The 17,025-nt window shown below is 60.3% G+C and carries 20 protein-coding genes; 9 read left to right on the top strand and 11 right to left on the bottom strand.

Annotation, left to right across the window (positions count from 1 at the left end; all coding sequences use genetic code 11):
• The first annotated feature begins 83 nt into the window (after positions 1-83).
• Positions 84-1,055 (top strand): hypothetical protein, encoded by a 972-nt coding sequence (locus MGMAQ_RS07995; protein WP_148560898.1) that lies wholly within the window; start codon positions 84-86, stop codon positions 1,053-1,055.
• Between the two features lie 55 nt (positions 1,056-1,110).
• Here MGMAQ_RS07995 and recO read toward each other — a convergent pair whose 3' ends face one another.
• On the bottom strand, positions 1,111-1,869 hold the full coding sequence (gene recO, locus MGMAQ_RS07990) for a DNA repair protein RecO (RefSeq protein WP_371258394.1): 759 nt from the start codon (positions 1,867-1,869) through the stop codon (positions 1,111-1,113).
• A 150-nt stretch (positions 1,870-2,019) separates the two neighbouring features.
• On the opposite strand from recO, the gene MGMAQ_RS07985 reads away from it, so the two are divergent.
• The 4 genes from MGMAQ_RS07985 to MGMAQ_RS07970 are packed head-to-tail and all read left to right on the top strand — an operon-like array spanning position 2,020 to position 6,095.
• Positions 2,020-3,495: a circularly permuted type 2 ATP-grasp protein gene (locus MGMAQ_RS07985; protein WP_046021124.1), complete on the top strand. Its 1,476-nt coding sequence runs from the start codon at positions 2,020-2,022 to the stop codon at positions 3,493-3,495.
• Complete coding sequence (locus MGMAQ_RS07980) at positions 3,488-4,438, top strand: alpha-E domain-containing protein (protein ID WP_046021123.1); 951 nt, start codon at positions 3,488-3,490, stop codon at positions 4,436-4,438. Before MGMAQ_RS07985 ends, MGMAQ_RS07980 begins: the two co-directional genes overlap by 8 nt.
• Before the next feature lie 12 nt (positions 4,439-4,450).
• The gene (locus MGMAQ_RS07975; protein WP_046021122.1) at positions 4,451-5,272 is read left to right on the top strand and encodes a transglutaminase family protein; all 822 of its coding nucleotides are present in this window, start codon (positions 4,451-4,453) and stop codon (positions 5,270-5,272) included.
• 34 nt (positions 5,273-5,306) lie between these two features.
• Complete coding sequence (locus MGMAQ_RS07970) at positions 5,307-6,095, top strand: peptidase (protein WP_371258393.1); 789 nt, start codon at positions 5,307-5,309, stop codon at positions 6,093-6,095.
• A gap of 6 nt (positions 6,096-6,101) precedes the next feature.
• On the opposite strand, the gene era is transcribed toward MGMAQ_RS07970, so the two are convergent.
• The 8 genes from era to folK all read right to left on the bottom strand — a co-directional run bounded on the left by era (position 6,102) and on the right by folK (position 12,977).
• Positions 6,102-6,998: a GTPase Era gene (gene era / locus MGMAQ_RS07965; protein ID WP_046021120.1), complete on the bottom strand. Its 897-nt coding sequence runs from the start codon at positions 6,996-6,998 to the stop codon at positions 6,102-6,104.
• Positions 6,995-7,675 carry a ribonuclease III gene (gene rnc / locus MGMAQ_RS07960; RefSeq protein ID WP_046021119.1) on the bottom strand — a complete coding sequence of 227 codons (681 nt, stop codon included), beginning with the start codon at positions 7,673-7,675 and terminating at the stop codon, positions 6,995-6,997. The genes era and rnc overlap by 4 nt, the downstream gene beginning before the upstream one ends.
• On the bottom strand, positions 7,672-8,457 hold the full coding sequence (gene lepB / locus MGMAQ_RS07955) for a signal peptidase I (protein WP_082085332.1): 786 nt from the start codon (positions 8,455-8,457) through the stop codon (positions 7,672-7,674). The genes rnc and lepB overlap by 4 nt, the downstream gene beginning before the upstream one ends.
• Before the next feature lie 69 nt (positions 8,458-8,526).
• Complete coding sequence (acpS, locus tag MGMAQ_RS07950; protein WP_046021118.1) at positions 8,527-8,934, bottom strand: holo-ACP synthase; 408 nt, start codon at positions 8,932-8,934, stop codon at positions 8,527-8,529.
• Positions 8,931-9,671: a pyridoxine 5'-phosphate synthase gene (locus tag MGMAQ_RS07945; RefSeq protein WP_046021117.1), complete on the bottom strand. Its 741-nt coding sequence runs from the start codon at positions 9,669-9,671 to the stop codon at positions 8,931-8,933. Before MGMAQ_RS07945 ends, acpS begins: the two co-directional genes overlap by 4 nt.
• Positions 9,672-9,698: 27 nt before the next feature.
• A complete protein-coding gene (locus tag MGMAQ_RS07940) occupies positions 9,699-11,867 on the bottom strand; it encodes a bifunctional (p)ppGpp synthetase/guanosine-3',5'-bis(diphosphate) 3'-pyrophosphohydrolase (protein WP_046021116.1) in 2,169 nt (722 codons plus the stop codon).
• A 39-nt stretch (positions 11,868-11,906) separates the two neighbouring features.
• Positions 11,907-12,296 (bottom strand): DNA-directed RNA polymerase subunit omega, encoded by a 390-nt coding sequence (rpoZ, locus tag MGMAQ_RS07935; protein ID WP_046021115.1) that lies wholly within the window; start codon positions 12,294-12,296, stop codon positions 11,907-11,909.
• Positions 12,297-12,452: 156 nt separating this feature from the next.
• On the bottom strand, positions 12,453-12,977 hold the full coding sequence (folK, locus tag MGMAQ_RS07930; protein ID WP_252508699.1) for a 2-amino-4-hydroxy-6-hydroxymethyldihydropteridine diphosphokinase: 525 nt from the start codon (positions 12,975-12,977) through the stop codon (positions 12,453-12,455).
• 121 nt (positions 12,978-13,098) lie between these two features.
• Between folK and MGMAQ_RS07925 the strand changes: the two genes are divergently transcribed.
• Genes MGMAQ_RS07925 through MGMAQ_RS20095 form a run of 4 tightly spaced genes read left to right on the top strand, consistent with a single transcriptional unit; the run spans position 13,099 to position 15,303 of the window.
• Positions 13,099-13,812: an NYN domain-containing protein gene (locus MGMAQ_RS07925; RefSeq protein WP_252508698.1), complete on the top strand. Its 714-nt coding sequence runs from the start codon at positions 13,099-13,101 to the stop codon at positions 13,810-13,812.
• 11 nt (positions 13,813-13,823) lie between these two features.
• Entirely contained in the window at positions 13,824-14,462 is a 639-nt protein-coding gene (locus tag MGMAQ_RS07920) for a uracil-DNA glycosylase (protein ID WP_046021113.1), read from the top strand.
• A gap of 49 nt (positions 14,463-14,511) precedes the next feature.
• Complete coding sequence (gene thrH, locus MGMAQ_RS07915; RefSeq protein WP_046021112.1) at positions 14,512-15,123, top strand: bifunctional phosphoserine phosphatase/homoserine phosphotransferase ThrH; 612 nt, start codon at positions 14,512-14,514, stop codon at positions 15,121-15,123.
• Positions 15,124-15,126: 3 nt separating this feature from the next.
• Positions 15,127-15,303 (top strand): DUF4169 family protein, encoded by a 177-nt coding sequence (locus MGMAQ_RS20095; RefSeq protein WP_065814684.1) that lies wholly within the window; start codon positions 15,127-15,129, stop codon positions 15,301-15,303.
• A gap of 148 nt (positions 15,304-15,451) precedes the next feature.
• Here MGMAQ_RS20095 and MGMAQ_RS07910 read toward each other — a convergent pair whose 3' ends face one another.
• Together MGMAQ_RS07910 and MGMAQ_RS07905 are read right to left on the bottom strand one after the other, a co-directional pair.
• Positions 15,452-16,012 (bottom strand): glutathione peroxidase, encoded by a 561-nt coding sequence (locus MGMAQ_RS07910; RefSeq protein ID WP_052716236.1) that lies wholly within the window; start codon positions 16,010-16,012, stop codon positions 15,452-15,454.
• Between the two features lie 114 nt (positions 16,013-16,126).
• Complete coding sequence (locus tag MGMAQ_RS07905; RefSeq protein WP_046021111.1) at positions 16,127-16,921, bottom strand: thymidylate synthase; 795 nt, start codon at positions 16,919-16,921, stop codon at positions 16,127-16,129.
• Between the last annotated feature and the right edge of the window lie 104 nt (positions 16,922-17,025).

The raw sequence follows: 17,025 nt of genomic DNA, 5'->3' as shown, positions 1-17,025 counted from the left end.
ATCTGCGCCATATACCATGCTCCGGCGTGGGATACCAGGGCCAGACCATTTGCCATTCTTCCGCCCCTCCCTATTATGGCGCCATGTTGACCACACCTTTTTTAGGCGGGCGTATCCCCATTCCCGCCCCCCGGACTCTGGCTGCCCATGCCGCTCAATACCTGTCGCTGGGCCGAACTCTCGATCTGAAACGCATTCTCTCCCCGTTCGAAAAACAGGCATCCCTATTCGATCACCTCAAGGCCAAGGGACAGGCCCCTCGCGTGGTCCTGTCCACCGGACGATGCGGCACGCTGGCCTTGCAGACCTATCTGGAAACGTCCCATCAGCTCTATGCCCTTCATCGCAATGGCGCCTATATGAGTCGGCCCGCCTGGACCCTGTGGCATCACGAACAAAAACACGAGATGTTTTATCGCTTGGTCACGGGCCGCATCGATGCTGATTCCATCGCCCTGGATATCCAGACCCTGATGCATTTTCTAGCCCCGGACTTTCGCGTCGCCCTGACCTTGGACCGGCCCTTGACCATGGTCGCCCATGCCTGGAGCACTTGGTGGCCCACCTGGATGCTGCTGTTCGAGGAGGTTCGCTTCCTCCATTTGCAACGGGATCCGGCCAAGGTTGCCCGGTCATGGCTGTCGAAGAAATCCCAATACGACGGCCAATTGGGGCCCCGCTCCATACTAACCATGGACATGCTGCCCTATGTCCAATGCGCCATGGTTGGCGACCCGAAGCACCAGCAGGTCGCCTGGTCACTCTTCTTTCAGACACTCTTCAATGGCCTGGCGGAATCTTTCGCGGGCAAGGATCGCGTCACCACCCTTGCCTCGGAAGACCTGTTTTCCCGCAATCCATCGGCCCATGCTGCCCTGATTCGCTTCACCGGCGCCGATGATCTGAGCCGCGAATCCTATGAAGAAACCTATGCCACTCCCATCAACGACAAACAGGATCTGATCGACGGGGATCTGGATCCGGTGATGATACAACAGTGGATCGACGCCCTACCCAGCCTATTCCAGCGCTTCGCCGCCCAACCCAATTGCTAATGCTTTTTGGATCCGTTTGAACCCGGCAAACCCACGCGACCCTATCAATACCGATCTAAAAAAGGCTAAAGAACCGCCGTCGGGCAGCGGGCAACCCTTCGCCATGGAAAAGGTGGCGATCGAGAAAATAGCCGGTCAACGTCAAGCCATCCCGGACCTGTTTGGGATCCCCCGCGGCGCCCTCTTGCAATAAGAACTTAGGCAATGGCAGCAGGCGGTCCTTGTAGGGGACCCCTGCCTCCGCCGACACCGCCCGGCCCGATTTGGGCGACACATGGATTAAGTCATCAACGGCGCCCGTGGCGGCGCAGGAGGTCAGATCCAAACCGAACCCCAATTCCGCCAACAGCCCTTGTTCCCATTTCACGTAGGCCCCGGCCCAAGGCCCATCGCTCACCAAAAGGTCCAACCACAGGTCCAAGGCCCGTTGGATCGATGGATGGGGTTCCCGTTCCGGAAGGCAGGCCTCGATCAGCGCGCAGGCACTGCCCAAGGCAACCAGCCGCACCGGGTCCGACAACAAAAAGGCCGTCACCGCATTGCCGGTGGGTTCCAGGCTCCAAGTTCCCAGGTGCTCGGCCAGCCTGGCCCGCCAGCGCACCCGCACCCGGTTGCCCGGCTGCACCACCCCGCGCAGACGCTTTCCGGTCGCTCCCCGCAACAATCCTGCGCAGCGGCCATGCTCCTTGGTCAGCACCCCGACAATGGCCGAGGACTCCCCGTGACGCTTCAATGAGATGACGATTCCGTCGTCGGTCCATTCCATGGCGGTATTGTAGCGGAACCCCGGCGCAGGAACAGCGCCTCTCGCCAATGCGCACTTTTTAATCACATTCCAGTACTCAGGCTAATATTTATGCAGCATTGCGCCGATTGATTCCTGAGAAGGCTTTTTTCCGCCCTTTGAAAACTGGCACCGCATTTGCGAAGGGTTCTCTCGAATGACAGGGATTCATAGGCCCCCATGACCACCATCGAGCCACCGCCCATCGACTTTTTCGACGAGATGATTCTGCCTGACGGCAGTCCCCGCCCCGGCATGCAGCCGTTGGCCGATTGGATGATCGCCGCCCCCCGGGACATGCTGAAAGTCCGCCAGAGTGAAGCCGAGGCCCTGTTCCGCCGCATCGGCATTACCTTTGCGGTTTATGGCGAAGGCGGCGACCCGGAACGGCTGATTCCTTTCGACATCGTGCCTCGGATCCTGCTGGCCAACGAATGGGAATTCCTGTCGCGCGGGCTGGAACAGCGGGTCAAGGCGCTCAATATGTTCCTGCACGACGTCTACAACGACCGGGAGATCATCAAGGCCGGCAAGATCCCGGAACGCTTGGTGCTGCATAACAAGGCCTACTTGCCGGAAATGCGCGGTGTGGCGGTCCCGGGTGGCATCTACACCCATATCGCCGGGATCGACCTGGTGCGCACCGGCCCAGAGGAATTCTACGTCCTCGAAGACAACACCCGCACCCCGTCGGGTGTCTCCTACATGTTGCAAAATCGCGAAGTGATGATGCGGCTGTTCCCGGACCTGTTCAGCCGCCATCTGGTGGCGCCGGTGGAACGCTACCCGGACGACCTGCACGAAAGCCTGCGCTCCGTCGCCCCCATGGCCTGCGACGGTGAACCCACGGTCGTGGTGATGTCCCCCGGGCTCTACAACTCAGCCTATTACGAACACAGCTTCCTGGCCGACAAAATGGGCGTGGATCTGGTCGAAGGCCAAGACCTATTCGTCAAGGACAACCGGGTCTATATGCGCACCACCCACGGCACCCGGCGGGTCGATGTCATCTATCGCCGCATTGACGATGCCTTTCTCGATCCGCTGGCCTTCCGCCCCGACAGTGCCTTGGGGTTGCCCGGATTGATGAACGCCTATCGGGCCGGGGGCGTGACGTTGGCCAACGCCGTGGGCGGCGGCATCGCCGATGACAAGGCGATCTATATGTATGTCCCCGACATGATCCGGTTTTATCTGAGCGAGGAACCGCTGCTGAAGAACGTGCCCACCTACTGGTGCGCCCGGGACGACGACTACAAATACGTCATGGACAACCTGAACGAACTGGTGGTCAAGGAAGTGGCGGGATCCGGCGGCTACGGCATGCTGGTGGGTCCCAAGGCGACACCCGAGGAGCGCAGCGCCTATGCCGAGCGGATCAAGGCCGACCCGGCGGAGTTCATCGCTCAGCCTACCTTGGCCCTGTCCACCTGCCCGACCTTCGTCGCCGACGGCTATGCGCCGCGCCATGTGGATTTGCGGCCCTTCGTTTTGGTGGGGGCCGACAGGGTGCGATTGGTGCCCGGCGGACTGACCCGCGTGGCCATGCGTTCAGGATCCCTGGTGGTCAATTCCTCCCAGGGCGGTGGCACCAAGGATACCTGGATCTTGCAGGATCATCGGTCCCCTTTCGCGTCGGAGGCCACCGATGCTTAGTCGCACCGCAGCCAACCTTTATTGGATGGGTCGCTATATGGAGCGGGCCGAGAACCTCGCCCGCATTCTCGAAGTGGGCTACCGCATGAGCCAGATGCCCAACTGGGAAAGCGGCGGCACCCGCAATGAATGGCGCTCTTCAGCGGTTACGGCAGCCTGCGAAAAAGGGCTGATTGAAAAACACGGCGAGGCCACCTTGGAATCGGTGATCGCCTATATCATCCTCGACGAAGACAATCCCTCCTCCATCCATGCCTGTCTGAAGACCGCGCGCACCAATGCCCGCGCCGTGCGCACCGCGCTCACCAGCGAGATTTGGGAAAGCCTCAACGATGCCTGGCTTGAATTCGACGGACGTTGGCGCAAAAATCTGCGGCGCGACGACCTGCTGCCGTTCCTGGATTGGGTCAAAACTCGCTCGACCCTGTTTCGCGGGGCCATGCTCGGCACCATGCTACGTGATCAGGCGTTCTCCTTTATCAGCCTGGGGGCATTTTTGGAGCGGGCCGACAACACAGCGCGAATCCTCGATGTGAAATACCATGTTCTCCTACCCGCCGGAGACCCGGTGGGCGGCTCGGCGGACTATTACCAATGGTCAACGATCTTACGGTCTGTTTCGGCCCTGGGTTCCTTTCATTGGGTCTACCGGGATTCCATCACTCCTTGGAAAGTGGCCGAACTGCTGATTTTGCGCCAGGAAATGCCGCGTTCGCTGGTCTACTCCCTGTCTCAGGTGGTGCGCTATCTGGAGGCCATTGACGGAGAAGCGGGCCGGCATTACGACTGCCACCGGTTGGCCGGTAAGCTGCATTCCCAACTGACCTACTCCCGGATCGAAGATGTTTTTCAAAACGGCCTGCATGAGTACCTGACCGACTTCCTGGCCCGCAACAACGCCCTCGGCATGGAAATCGCCGACAACTATCATTTCTACCTATAGGGAGCGGCGGCCATGCATATCACCATCGACCACGAGACCGTCTATTCCTACGACAGCCCGGTCAGCTATTCCATCCAGAGCCTGCGCCTGACACCCCAGCCCTTTGACGGCCAGATTCTGCGCAAATGGTCGGTGGAAGCCCAGGGGGCCGGGCAGTTGCAGGCCTTTGCCGACAGCTTCGGCAACGTCACCCATACCCTGGTCATCGACCGTCCCCATGACGAAGTGCGCATCCATGTGCGGGGCCAGGTGGATACCACCGATACCCACGGAGTCGTCCGCGGCACCATGGAACCTTTCCCGCCTCTGTTTTATCTGCGCACAACCGAACAGACCAAATCGGACGGGGCAATCCGCGCTCTGGCCAAGGTCGCCGAGAGCGCTTCGGAGAATACCTTGGACTGCCTGCACCGTCTGATGGGCGCGATCCGCGACGCCATCGACTATCAGACCGGCGAAACGGAATCCTCGACCAGTGCCGTCGAGGCCCTGGCCAACGGCGCCGGGGTCTGCCAAGACCATGCGCATGTGTTTATTGCCGCCGCACGTTCCTTGGAAATCCCCGCGCGCTATGTCTCGGGCTATCTCCTGCACACTGATTCCGGCGAGGAAACCGAGGCCTCCCATGCCTGGGCCGAAGCCTTGGTGCCGAATATCGGCTGGATTGCTTTTGACGTTGCCAACCGGGTCTGTGCCACCGATCATTATGTCCGAGTCGGGGTCGGCCTGGATTACCGGGAAGCGGCCCCGGTGCGCGGTGTCCGACGGGGCGGTGGCGAAGAAGCCCTGGCCGTTACGGTTCGGGTGGCTCAATCGGGCGGTTCGAACCAATAGCCGCGCCGGTTGGGGGAAACAGGGGGACGACGCGGTGCAACGCGCGCGAACCACGGGACAAGACGAGAGACTGAAAATGACCTATTGCGTCGGGCTGTACCTGGACGAGGGATTGGTGATGCTGGCCGATACCCGTACCAACGCCGGGGTGGATAATATCTCCACCTATTCAAAGACCTATATTTGGGAAAAGAAGGGCGACCGGGTCATCGTGTTGATGACCGCCGGAAATCTGGCCATCACCCAGGCCGTGGTCAATCTGGTCGAGGAAGGCCTGCCTCCCGCCGGTGACCCCAAGGGCGAGCGGGAAACCATGTATACGGTGCCTTCCATGTTCCAGGCCGCCAGGCTGGTCGGTCGCGCCGTGCGTCAGGTCTATGACGAAGATGCCGAGGCCCTGCGTGCCCAGGACATGCCCTTTGCCGCCACCTTTCTGATCGGCGGGCAATTGGCCGGGCGGACCATGCGGCTGGCGCAGGTTTATGCGGCGGGGAACTTCATCGCCGCCACCCAAGACACCCCGTTCCTGCAAATCGGCGAGCATAAATACGGCAAACCCATTCTCGACCGGGCGCTGGCTTTCGGCGAAACCACGGTCAAGGATGGGGTCAAGCTGGCCTTGCTTTCCATGGATTCCACCGTGCGGTCCAACCTGTCGGTGGGATTCCCGCTGGACTTGGTGGTCTATCGCAAGGGTGCCTTGGAGATCGGCCTGAAAAAACGTATCGACGACAACGACCCCTATTTTCAGGAGCTCTCAACCCAGTGGTCGGAGACCCTGCGGGCCGGCTATCAGACCATGCCCTCGCCGGATTGGGCTTAACGCCGATCAGGCGTCGTAGTCCAGGCCCCACTCGCTGAATCTCTCCCGGTCGTCGCCCCATTTCTCGCGCACCTTGACGAACAGAAACAGATGAATCTTCTGCTCCAGCATCGCTTCAAGCTCTAAGCGAGAAGCAGCCCCTATAGCTTTGATTTTTTTACCACCCTTACCAAGAACAATGCCCTTTTGGCCGTCCCGTTGCACATAGATTACCTGTCGCACCTCGGCACTGCCATCGGGCTTTTCGGTCCAGGATTCCGTTTCCACCGCGGCATGGTAGGGTAATTCCTGATGCAGATTCAGGTACAGTTTCTCTCTCGTTACCTCGGCGGCCAGCAGCCGCATGGGCATGTCGGAAATCTGATCCTCGGGGAACATCCAAGGACCTTCGGGCACCCGGGCGCCGAGGAATGCGGCCAGATCCGTCACCCCGTCGCCGGTCTGAGCCGAGACCATAAAAGTATCGCTGAACAGCTCGGTTTCGTGCAGTTCCGCGGCTAAGGTCAGCAAGTCCTGCTTCTTCACCAGATCGACCTTGTTGAGGACCAGCAGAACCTGTCGTTTCGATTCCGCCAGACGCTCGATGATGCCCCGTGTGTCCTTGTCGATGCCCCGTGCCGAGTCCACCAACAGCATGGCGGAGTCCGCATCCGCCGCCCCGCCCCAGGCCGCCGCCACCATGGCCCGGTCCAGCCGCCGCTTGGGCTCGAAGATCCCCGGCGTGTCGATGAACACCAGTTGGGACGAACCTTCCAGGCGGATGCCCAGCACCCGCGTGCGGGTGGTCTGCACCTTGGGCGAGACAATAGAGACCTTGGCCCCGACCAATTGATTGAGCAAAGTCGACTTGCCCACGTTGGGCGCGCCGAGAATTGCCACGAAGCCGCATCGGGTATCGGTCATAAATCCTCCGTTTGATTCAGCAGCAGCACGGCCGCGGCCTGTTCCGCCGCCCGCTTCGATGTGCCATTGGCCCTGGCCTGTCCCAGGCCCTCGACACAGGCTTCCATGGTGAAAACCGGCGCATGTGATGGGCCGTCCCGCCCCACCTCACGGTACTGAGGCAAAGACTTGCCCCGCCCCTGTGCCCATTCCTGTAAGGCCGTCTTGGCATCCTTGGGCGGGCTGAGGTCGGCATCGATCAACGGCGCCCAGAGACGTCGTACGAAGGTCAAAGCCACCTCCATGCCACCGTCGAGATAGAGTGCCGCGATCAAGGCCTCACAGGCATCGGACAAGAGGGCTGGATTGTCCCGCCCGCCGCCATCCTCTTCGGAACGCGCCAAATTGAGATGGCGACCCAGGTTGAGCAACCGTGCCACGTCGGCCAAGGCGGGCTGGCTGACCACCGCAGCGAAGCGGCGGGCCAAAGGCCCCTCTTCCTCGTCGGGAAAGCGTTGATATAGGAGTTCGGCGACTCCCAACCCCAAGACCCGGTCTCCCAGGAACTCAAGCCGTTCGTTGGAGCCAATACCGGAAATCAGGCTGGAGTGGGTCAAGGCCCTCTCCAGAAGAGCGGAATCTGAAAAACGATGGCCAATGGCCTTTTCCAGATCCCCTCGTGGCCACTCGGCGCTCAATCGATCCCCATGAAAAAGCGGTCGTAGCGCAGATTGGCGGGCAACTTCCATAGTTCCCACCAGTCCATATCAGACGTCTTGGAAAAGAACATGACATCGGCCCGCCCCACCAAATTCTGCGCCGGAATGAAGCCCACGTCCGGGAAGCGGCTGTCGGTGGAATTGTCGCGATTGTCGCCCATGCCGAAATAGTGGCCATCGGGCACCTTGAACACCGGCGTGTTGTCCGCCGGGCCATGATCGCCCCATGCTTCCAGGATCCGATGCTCGACCCCGTTGGGCAGGGTTTCGAGATACTGCGGAATGCGTTTGACGCTGCCGTCGTTGCTTCGGTCGATGAAATCCTCGATGCGCTTGCGCTTCACCGGTTCACCGTTGATATGCAGAATGCCGCGCACCACCTGCAGGCGGTCGCCGGGTAATCCGACAATGCGCTTGATGTAATCCTGGTTGGTATCGGTGGGCTTGCGAAACACCGCCACGTCGCCGCGTACGGGATCGTCAGACAGAATACGCCCGGGAATCAGGGGCACGCCAAAGGGCAAGGAATAGCGGCTATAGCCGTAAGACAGCTTGGAGACGAACAAATGATCCCCCACCAGCAAGGTGGGAATCATGGAACCGGATGGAATGCTGAAAGGTTCATAGGCAAAAGTCCGGATCAGCACGGCGATGCCAAGGGCATAGGCGATGGTGCGCACGGTCTCGCCCCAGCCGCCCGCGTCCGCGGGGGAAGTGCCTGGCGCTTCTTCAGAGGAAAGTTCGGGAAGATCGTCAACCATGCTTGTCTGCTCTCTTTCGGTCCACCGGTCGCTCCGGCGCGGTGATCAATACAGGCATGGGGATTCCTGTCAAGCCGTGCCACCAGGAACAGCGGAAATCACCACCATTGCCTGGGCCATGGGATATTCGTCACTGAGTGACAAATCAATGCGCGGCACCATGCCTTTGGGCACCATTTCCGCCAAACGCACCGCCGCCCCCCCTGTCAGGGTCAAGGTCGGTTGACCGGACGGCAGATTGCCGGTTGCCAGATCGCGCCAGAATACCCCCCGTCGGAATCCTGTCCCCAAGGCCTTGGCGCAAGCTTCCTTGGCGGCGAAGGCCTTGGCCAACTCGGCGGCGGGGTTGGCTCTGCGCAGGCTCTTTTCCCGTTCCCGCTCGGTGAAGATCCGGTCGGTAAATCGGTCGCCAAAGCGTTCGAGGCTGCCTTCGATGCGGCGAATATCCGCCAGATCCGTGCCGATACCCAAAATCATCCGCGAGCGCGCCCGATGTCCATGCGGCGGCGCATTTCGCGCAGGCTTTCCTCGAAGCCGATGAAAATCGCCTCTCCGACCAGGAAATGGCCAATATTCAATTCGACGATGCTCTGGATGGCCGCCACGGGCTCCACGGTCTCATAAGTCAACCCGTGCCCGGCATGGCATTCCAGGCCCAGGTCCTCGGCGATGGCGGCGGCTTCGACAATGCGCGACAACAGCACCGCTCGCTCGTCCAGATCCTCCGCATCGCAATAGGCGCCCACATGTAGTTCCACCACCGGGGCACCCAGCCGGTGGGCGGCTTCCAATTGCGCCCGGTCCGGCTCAATGAAGAGCGAGACCCGGATATGGGCCTCGGATAATTGTGTGATGATTGGGGCGAGATGGTTGTGACCGCCCACGGCGTCGAGGCCACCTTCGGTGGTCCGTTCTTCGCGCTTTTCCGGCACGATACAGGCGGCATGGGGCTTGTGACGCAGCGCAATGCCAACCATCTCGTCGGTAGCGGCCATTTCCAGATTCAGCGGCAGATCCACATCGCAAACCAGACGGGTGATATCCACGTCAGAAATATGCCGACGATCTTCGCGCAAATGGGCAGTGACTCCGTCGGCTCCGGCTTGAGCCGCCAGCTCCGCCGCCCGGACCGGGTCCGGGTGACGCCCGCCACGGGCATTCCGAATAGTGGCCACATGATCGATATTCACGCCGAGACGCAGAGGTCGGCTCATTTGGGTTCTCCGCCGAGGTTCGCGTTCCTACCCCCGGGCCCGATCCACTGAATTGATGGAGGGCGCAGCACGCAGGGCCGCGATGATGTTGGTCAGATGCTTGACGTCGTGCACCTCTATATCCACCAGCATATCGAAGAAATCCATAGATCTTTTTGTGATCTTCAGATTCGAGATGTTGCCCTGGTTCTTGGCAATCAGGGTGGTCATGTTGCCCAGGCTGCCCACTTCGTTGGACAAGGTGACCTGAATCCGCCCCACATGATCGACGGTGGCGCCTTCCTGATCCCAGGAAACATCAAGCCAGCGTTCCGGTTCCTCGGAATAGGAGGCCAGATTTTCACAGTCGATGGTATGAATGGTGACACCCTTGCCGGTGGTAATGATACCGACAATGCGATCCCCGGGCAGCGGATGGCAGCAGCCCGCGTAATGCACGGCCATACCGGGAATCAACCCGTTGATGGGCACCCCCGCGGTCTTTTCCTTGTCGCCACGGGTCAGCCGTTGGCGCACCCGGGCCAGCGGCAGGGCCATTTTCAAGCGGCGCTTGAAATCCTCGCGGGTCCCGGGATAGACGGCATGGACCACATCCCGAGCAACAATGTTCCCCGCCCCCACTTCGGCGGCAAGATCTTCGACGCTTTGCACCTTGAACTTCTTCAAGACCTGTTCCAGGCCCTTTTCCGACAGATCATAGCTTTCCTCGCGGAAGGCCTTTTTAAGCATGGAATGACCAAGGCTCGCATATTGATCCCGCTGCTGAACCCGGGTCAGTCGACGGATGCGGGCCCGGGCCTTGCCCGATACGACAAAGCGCTCCCATTCCGGCGACGGGGTCTGTGCCCGCGAGGTAACGATCTCCACCTGATCGCCGTTATGCAGTTCGGTGCGCAGGGGCACCATGCGCCCGTTGACTTTGGCGCCAACGCAGGTATCCCCCACCTCCGAATGCACCGCATAGGCAAAGTCCACCGGCGTCCCGCCGTGGGGCAGGTTGATGATGTCGCCCTTCGGTGTGAAGCAGAATACCTGGTCATCGAACATTTCCAGTTTGGTATGTTCGAGAAATTCCTCCGGCCCGGCAGCATGCTCAAGGATATCCAGCAGCTCGCGCAGCCATCGATAACGGCGGCCCTCGGTATTGCCGGTTTCCTGTTTGTAGTTCCAATGAGCGGCAACGCCGTTCTCGGCCACATCATGCATGTCACGGGTGCGGATCTGTACTTCGATACGGTGCTTCAAAGGGCCGATGACCGCCGTGTGCAGGGACTTGTAACCATTGGCCTTGGGCGTGCTGATGTAATCCTTGAACCGGCCCGGCACCACCGGATACTTGCTATGGATGGTCCCCAGGGCCTGATAGCACTCGCCCATGTCATCCACCAACACCCGAAAGGCCATGATGTCCGAGAGCTGTTCGAAGCCGACACTCTTGCGCTGCATTTTGCGCCAAATGGAATAAGGCGATTTTTCGCGCCCCGACACGGTTACCTTCAACCCGTCGTCGGCACAGACCTTTTCCAGTTCGGCCAGAATGCGGGGCACCAGATCTTCGTCATGCTCACGCAGAAACTGCAGTCTTGCCAGGATGGATTCCCGGGCCTCGGGATTGAGCTCGGCAAAGGACAAGTCTTCCAGTTCGTTCTTCAGTTCCTGCATACCCAGGCGCTCGGCCAGCGGAGCATAGATCTCCATGGTTTCCAGGGCGATCCGGCGACGCTTTTCCGGTTTCTTGACATAGCCAAGGGTGCGCATGTTATGCAGCCGGTCAGCCAACTTAACCAACAGCACACGGATATCGTCGGACATGGCCAAAACCAGCTTGCGGAAGTTTTCCGCCTGAGTATTGGCCTGATCGGTACCCTGGGGCAGTTCGATACGGGTCAGCTTGGTGACGCCATCCACCAAACGGCCGATGCTCTCGCCAAAATGATCGACAATCTCCTCTTGGGAGGCCTCAGTATCTTCGATGGTGTCGTGGAGCAGCGCGGTGATAATGGAATCCGCGTCCAGCTTGTAGCCGGTGAGGATTCCCGCCACTTCCAGGGGATGGGAGAAATAAGGATCGCCAGAGGCCCGCTTCTGCGAGCCGTGGGCCTTCATGGCGAACACGTAGGCGCGGTTGAGCGCGTCTTCGTCGGCATTCTGGTCGTAGGCTTTGACCCGCTCGACCAGTTCAAATTGCCGGATCATCGTTTTATCCCGACCATGCGGGGGAGCGTAGCGGCTTGATTAGTCCTGAGCGTCACCCTCGGTCGGCTCCTCCACGGGGGTCTCGTCTTGCACCGACAAGACGTCTTCGGCGATTTCCTCCGACGCGGTCGGCGTGGTCTCGTCGGCCAGTTCCTGGGTCACGGCCAGCTGATCCATTTCTTCCTCGGCCGGTTCGTCGTTCTCCACATGGCGTTGCAGGCCCTGAACCAGGCTGGCCTCCAAGGCGCCAAGATCGACCGTCTCTTCGGCGATCTCACGCAGCGCCACCACCGGGTTCTTATCGTTATCACGATCAACGGTCAGGCTGGCGCCAGCCGAAACGTTGCGCGCCCGCTGGGCGGCCATCATGACCAGCTCAAAACGGTTGGGGACCTGGACAATACAGTCTTCGACAGTTACGCGTGCCATGGTTCGTTCGGGCTCCTAGAACGTCTGGACGTCCCATCAAAGAACGTCTGATAAAGGGGGCGCTTTCGCGGGCCGGGCACTATATACGGCGCCACCGCCGCAACGCAAGGCCCCGCGTGCCTCTTCCGTCCATTGAATATAAGGATTTCTCCGGTCTCACGCCAGAAGTTCAATGCCTGGCGCCCCGGAGAACCTCGCGGCAATCTCCGATGCCACCTCGCCAGACAGCGGATGGCGCCACGCCGGCGCCACCTCGGCCAGGGGCAGCATGACAAAGGCCCGTTCGACCATGCGCGGATGGGGCAGGATCAACGGCGCGGGTCCATCGAGCCGGTGATCATCATAGGCCAGGAGATCCAGGTCCAGGACTCGTGCCGCATTGGGCACCGTGCGCACCCGCCCGAACGAGCGCTCCGTGGCGAGCAAATGGTCCAAAAGGGCCATCGGATTCAATGAGGTTTCCAAGATCGCCACACCATTTACGTACCAAGGTTGATCCGATTTTGGGACAGGGGCCGTGCGCCGCCAGGTGGAGCAGCGCAGCACACGGACCGCCCCTCCTTCCGCCAGCCGCACGAGGGCCGCCTCGCAGGTGTCCCGCGGCGTGGCGAATCCTTGGGCAGGCAGATTGGCTCCAATACCGATCAAAATCATGCCGTCGATCCCGGAGAAAATCGCCAAAACAAGGGTTGCGTTGCGACAATGAAATACTTACCTAATAGGCAGGTAGCCATCATCCGAAGGTATATGAATCGGATGACCGACGCTTGTTTCATGTTTTTATACATTAAGGAAAAATCCAATGGCTTTTTATCCGCAAGAACGTGTTGCTCTATTCATCGATGGATCCAATCTCTATGCCGCCGCCCGGGCTCTTGGCTTCGATATCGACTATAAGCGCCTGTTGGAGCATTTCGCTTCCAAGGGTCACCTGATCCGGGCCTTCTACTACACCGCCCTGCTGGAAGACCAGGAGTATTCCCCCATTCGGCCGTTGGTCGATTGGCTGGATTACAACGGCTATACCATGGTTACCAAACCGACCAAGGAGTTCACCGATTCCGCCGGTCGCCGCAAGATCAAGGGCAACATGGACATCGAATTGGCCATCGACGTTATGGAAATGGCTGATCGCTTGGACCATATCGTTTTGTTCTCCGGGGATGGCGATTTCCGCCGTCTGGTGGAGGCGGTGCAGCGTAAAGGCGTGCGGGTAACCGTGGTCAGCACCGTCCGCTCCCAGCCCCCCATGGTCGCCGACGAACTGCGCCGCCAGGCCGATACGTTCATTGAGTTGACCGATCTTGAGCCGGTGATTGCCCGTTCCTCCCAGGGTGGCCATGCGCATCATCAAAATCGCGAAGAACGTCCGCACCCCACTCAAAACGGGGAAAGCGGTCAGGCCGCCATCCACGGACCGGGCCACGACCTGGACCGGGGCTACGACAGCCTGTTGGAGAGCGATGAAGACTCGGTCGGGCAGAAAGACCCGGACGCCTACCGCCGCACGGCCTGAACCGGTTTTCCATGGTATCCTACCAAGACCCGGCGCGGGACTGCCCGCGCTGCCCTCGTCTGGGCGCTTTTCTGGGCGAACAGCGGGACGCTCATCCCGATTGGTTCAACGCGCCGGTTCCAGCCTTCGGCGGCCTGGATGCGACTCTATTGGTAGCCGGACTGGCGCCGGGGCTGCGTGGGGCCAACCGCACCGGACGTCCCTTTACCGGCGATTGGGCCGGAGACCTGCTCTATCCCACACTCATTGCCCACGGGCTGGCCAAGGGAACGTTCGGCGCCGATCCCGACGATGGCCTGGAGATGGTCAACTGCCGCATCACCAACGCGGTGCGCTGCGTGCCGCCGGAAAACAAGCCGACGGGGCCCGAAGTGACCGCCTGCCGCCCATTCCTGATCGACGAAATGGCCGCCATGCCAAACCTGCGCGTGGTGCTCTGTCTCGGCGGCCTGTCCCATGGGGCGGTACTGAGCGCTCTGGGCGAGAAGAAATCCGCCTGGCCGTTCAAGCATGGCTCCCAGTATCGCCTTTCGAGCGGTCTCATCCTGGCCGACAGCTATCATTGCTCGCGCTACAACACCAATACGGGACGGCTGACCGAGGCCATGTTCCATCAGGTGTTTCAGGACCTCTTGCCGTTGCTGTCCTGATCGGGCTATACCCCGACCGGAACCATTGGTCAGCGGGAGGAACCCCATCATGCGTATCGTCTGCCTCGATCTGGAAGGGGTGCTTGTCCCCGAAGTCTGGATCAATTTCGCCGAACGCACCGGCATTGAGGAACTCAAGCGCACAACCCGCGACGAACCCGACTACGATGTGCTGATGCGCGGCCGATTGGAGATCCTTGATGCCCATGGCCTGAAGCTGCCGGACATCGAAGAGGTCATCGGCGCCATGGGGCCGCTGGAGGGCGCCCGGGCGTTCATCGATTCCCTACGCGAGACCTATCAGGTGGTCATCCTCTCCGATACCTTTCAGGAGTTCGCCAAGCCCTTGATGCGTCAGTTGGGCTGGCCGACCCTGTTCTGCCACAGCCTCGAAGTGGCCGATGACGGGCGCGTGGCCGACTACAAACTGCGCATGAAGGATCATAAGCGCGAGGCGGTGAAGGCCTTCAAGGCGCTGAACTTCCTCACCGTCGCCGCCGGGGATTCCTACAACGACACCACCATGCTCGGCGAAGCCCACCAGGGCATCCTGTTCCACGCCCCGGACAACGTGGTGGCCGAGTTCCCGCAATATCCGGCCAAAAATACCTATGACGACCTGCGGGCCACCATCGACGAGGCCTTCGCGGGCATGAGCTAGGGCATGGCCGAGTTGGTCAATCTGCGTCAGGCGCGCAAGCAAAAGGCCCGCGCCGCCAAGGAAAAAAAAGCGGCGGCAAACCGGGCGAAGTTCGGGCGCGGCAAGGTTGAAAAATTGAAAGACCGCGTGGCGGCTTCCAAGGCAGAAAAAGATCTGGACGGCAAAAAGCGGGAGACCTGAGGCTCCCGCTCAGACTGCTGAAAAAGTAATGTCCTACGGCCCGCCTCGCCCTTCGACAAGCTCAGGGTGAGGCTAACATGTTGAAAGTCCAAAGGCCCTCATGCTGAGCTTGTCGAAGCATGTGTCGCCACAGGCTCGAAATCGGACTTTAGGGCAGCACCGCCTGTACCGCCTGCTCCAGTTTACCGCCCAGGGGCTGGGCCCCGGTGCCGAAATAGTCCACCATCTTGCCATCCGGGCCGACCAGGAACTTGTGGAAGTTCCAACTGGGCTCGGACTTGTCACCCAACTGCGCCACCGCGTGTTTGTAGAACGGATGAGCCTTGGCGCCCTTGATGGCCGTCAGTTCGGTCATGGGGAAATCCACTGAAAAATTGGTTTCACAGAAATCCTTGATGGCCTTGTTATCACGCGGTTCCTGGCCGAAATCGTCGCTCGGCACACCGACCAGCACCAGACCTTTGTCCTTATATGTTTCCCAAAGCTTTTGCAGATCGCCCAGTTGATGGGTATTGCCGCATTCAGTGGCGGTATTGACCACCAGCAACGCCTTGCCCTTGTACTTGGCCAGCGGCAGCGGATCGCCATCGATGGAGACGAAGGTAAAGCCATGGGCATTGGCCGCCAGGGCCGGGTTGGCCATCAGACCAAACAGCAGCCCGCCAAGCATCAGCAGAGCCATGGTGATATAGGGAACCAAACGGGTCATGGAATACACTCCTTTGCTCGGGCATGCGGCCCGCGTGATGAACTGGTTATTTTATTACATAACCATTCACCAGGAGGGAATCACCTTTTTGTGAGGCTCGATATGTAGGTCGTCTCAAACCGCAATCGGCGCCTTGATATGCCCATGCGGGTCATAGCCGCTCAGTTCAAAGTCCTCATACCGAAAGCCGAAGATATCCGTCACCGCGGGATTGAGGGTCATGGTCGGTAAAGGCCGGGGGGCGCGGGTCAATTGCAGGTCAGCCTGCTCCAGGTGGTTGCTGTAGAGATGGGCATCGCCGAAGGTATGGACGAACTCCCCCGGCTTCAGGCCGGTGACCTGGGCCATCATCATGGTCAACAGGGCGTATGAGGCGATGTTGAAGGGTACGCCGAGGAAGATATCCGCCGAGCGCTGGTAGAGCTGGCAGGAGAGTTTGCCCTCGGACACATAGAACTGGAACAGGCAGTGGCAGGGCGGCAGGGCCATGCGGTCCACGTCGGCCACGTTCCAGGCGCTGACGATGATCCGCCGGGATTCCGGGTTGTCGCGGATTTGCCGCACCACGCTGGCGATCTGATCCACCGTGCCGCCGTCGGGCGTGGGCCAGGAGCGCCACTGATGACCGTAAACCGGGCCCAGCTCGCCGTTCTCGTCGGCCCAGTCGTCCCAGATTCTGACCCCGTTGTCCTTGAGATATCGGATGTTGGTGTCACCGGCCAGGAACCAGAGCAACTCGTGAATGATCGACTTCAAGTGCAGCTTTTTGGTGGTGGTACAGGGAAAGCCTTCGCTCAGATCGAAGCGCATTTGGTAGCCGAACACCCCCTGGGTGCCGGTGCCCGTGCGGTCGCCCCGATGGACGCCGGTTTCGCGGACGTGTCTGAGAAGGTCCAGATACTGTTTCATGGGAGGGCATTCTAAAGACCGATTCCGCATTGAGGCAATCGGTTTACCTCTTCCCCCTTTCCCCCCGGCGGCCAAGAGCCTATATGATGGCCGTCGGGGATATC

This window comes from Magnetospira sp. QH-2 (assembly GCF_000968135.1).
Lineage (GTDB): Bacteria > Pseudomonadota > Alphaproteobacteria > Rhodospirillales > Magnetospiraceae > Magnetospira.
The sequence above is the reverse complement of the archived record's forward strand: the minus strand, read 5'-3'. Positions and strand labels throughout refer to the sequence as shown.

What these genes read in the sequence shown, in the direction of transcription:
- era (WP_046021120.1), bottom strand. Translation starts at nt 6,998, where the DNA reads ATGACCGATACCCGATGCGGCTTCGTGGCAATTCTCGGCGCGCCCAAC.
- MGMAQ_RS20095 (WP_065814684.1), top strand. Translation starts at nt 15,127, where the DNA reads ATGGCCGAGTTGGTCAATCTGCGTCAGGCGCGCAAGCAAAAGGCCCGC.
- MGMAQ_RS07995 (WP_148560898.1), top strand. Translation starts at nt 84, where the DNA reads ATGTTGACCACACCTTTTTTAGGCGGGCGTATCCCCATTCCCGCCCCC.
- acpS (WP_046021118.1), bottom strand. Translation starts at nt 8,934, where the DNA reads ATGATTTTGGGTATCGGCACGGATCTGGCGGATATTCGCCGCATCGAA.
- MGMAQ_RS07910 (WP_052716236.1), bottom strand. Translation starts at nt 16,012, where the DNA reads ATGACCCGTTTGGTTCCCTATATCACCATGGCTCTGCTGATGCTTGGC.
- rpoZ (WP_046021115.1), bottom strand. Translation starts at nt 12,296, where the DNA reads ATGGCACGCGTAACTGTCGAAGACTGTATTGTCCAGGTCCCCAACCGT.
- MGMAQ_RS07985 (WP_046021124.1), top strand. Translation starts at nt 2,020, where the DNA reads ATGACCACCATCGAGCCACCGCCCATCGACTTTTTCGACGAGATGATT.
- MGMAQ_RS07945 (WP_046021117.1), bottom strand. Translation starts at nt 9,671, where the DNA reads ATGAGCCGACCTCTGCGTCTCGGCGTGAATATCGATCATGTGGCCACT.
- MGMAQ_RS07980 (WP_046021123.1), top strand. Translation starts at nt 3,488, where the DNA reads ATGCTTAGTCGCACCGCAGCCAACCTTTATTGGATGGGTCGCTATATG.
- MGMAQ_RS07975 (WP_046021122.1), top strand. Translation starts at nt 4,451, where the DNA reads ATGCATATCACCATCGACCACGAGACCGTCTATTCCTACGACAGCCCG.
- MGMAQ_RS07940 (WP_046021116.1), bottom strand. Translation starts at nt 11,867, where the DNA reads ATGATCCGGCAATTTGAACTGGTCGAGCGGGTCAAAGCCTACGACCAG.
- MGMAQ_RS07925 (WP_252508698.1), top strand. Translation starts at nt 13,099, where the DNA reads ATGGCTTTTTATCCGCAAGAACGTGTTGCTCTATTCATCGATGGATCC.
- lepB (WP_082085332.1), bottom strand. Translation starts at nt 8,457, where the DNA reads ATGGTTGACGATCTTCCCGAACTTTCCTCTGAAGAAGCGCCAGGCACT.
- MGMAQ_RS07905 (WP_046021111.1), bottom strand. Translation starts at nt 16,921, where the DNA reads ATGAAACAGTATCTGGACCTTCTCAGACACGTCCGCGAAACCGGCGTC.
- thrH (WP_046021112.1), top strand. Translation starts at nt 14,512, where the DNA reads ATGCGTATCGTCTGCCTCGATCTGGAAGGGGTGCTTGTCCCCGAAGTC.
- MGMAQ_RS07920 (WP_046021113.1), top strand. Translation starts at nt 13,824, where the DNA reads ATGGTATCCTACCAAGACCCGGCGCGGGACTGCCCGCGCTGCCCTCGT.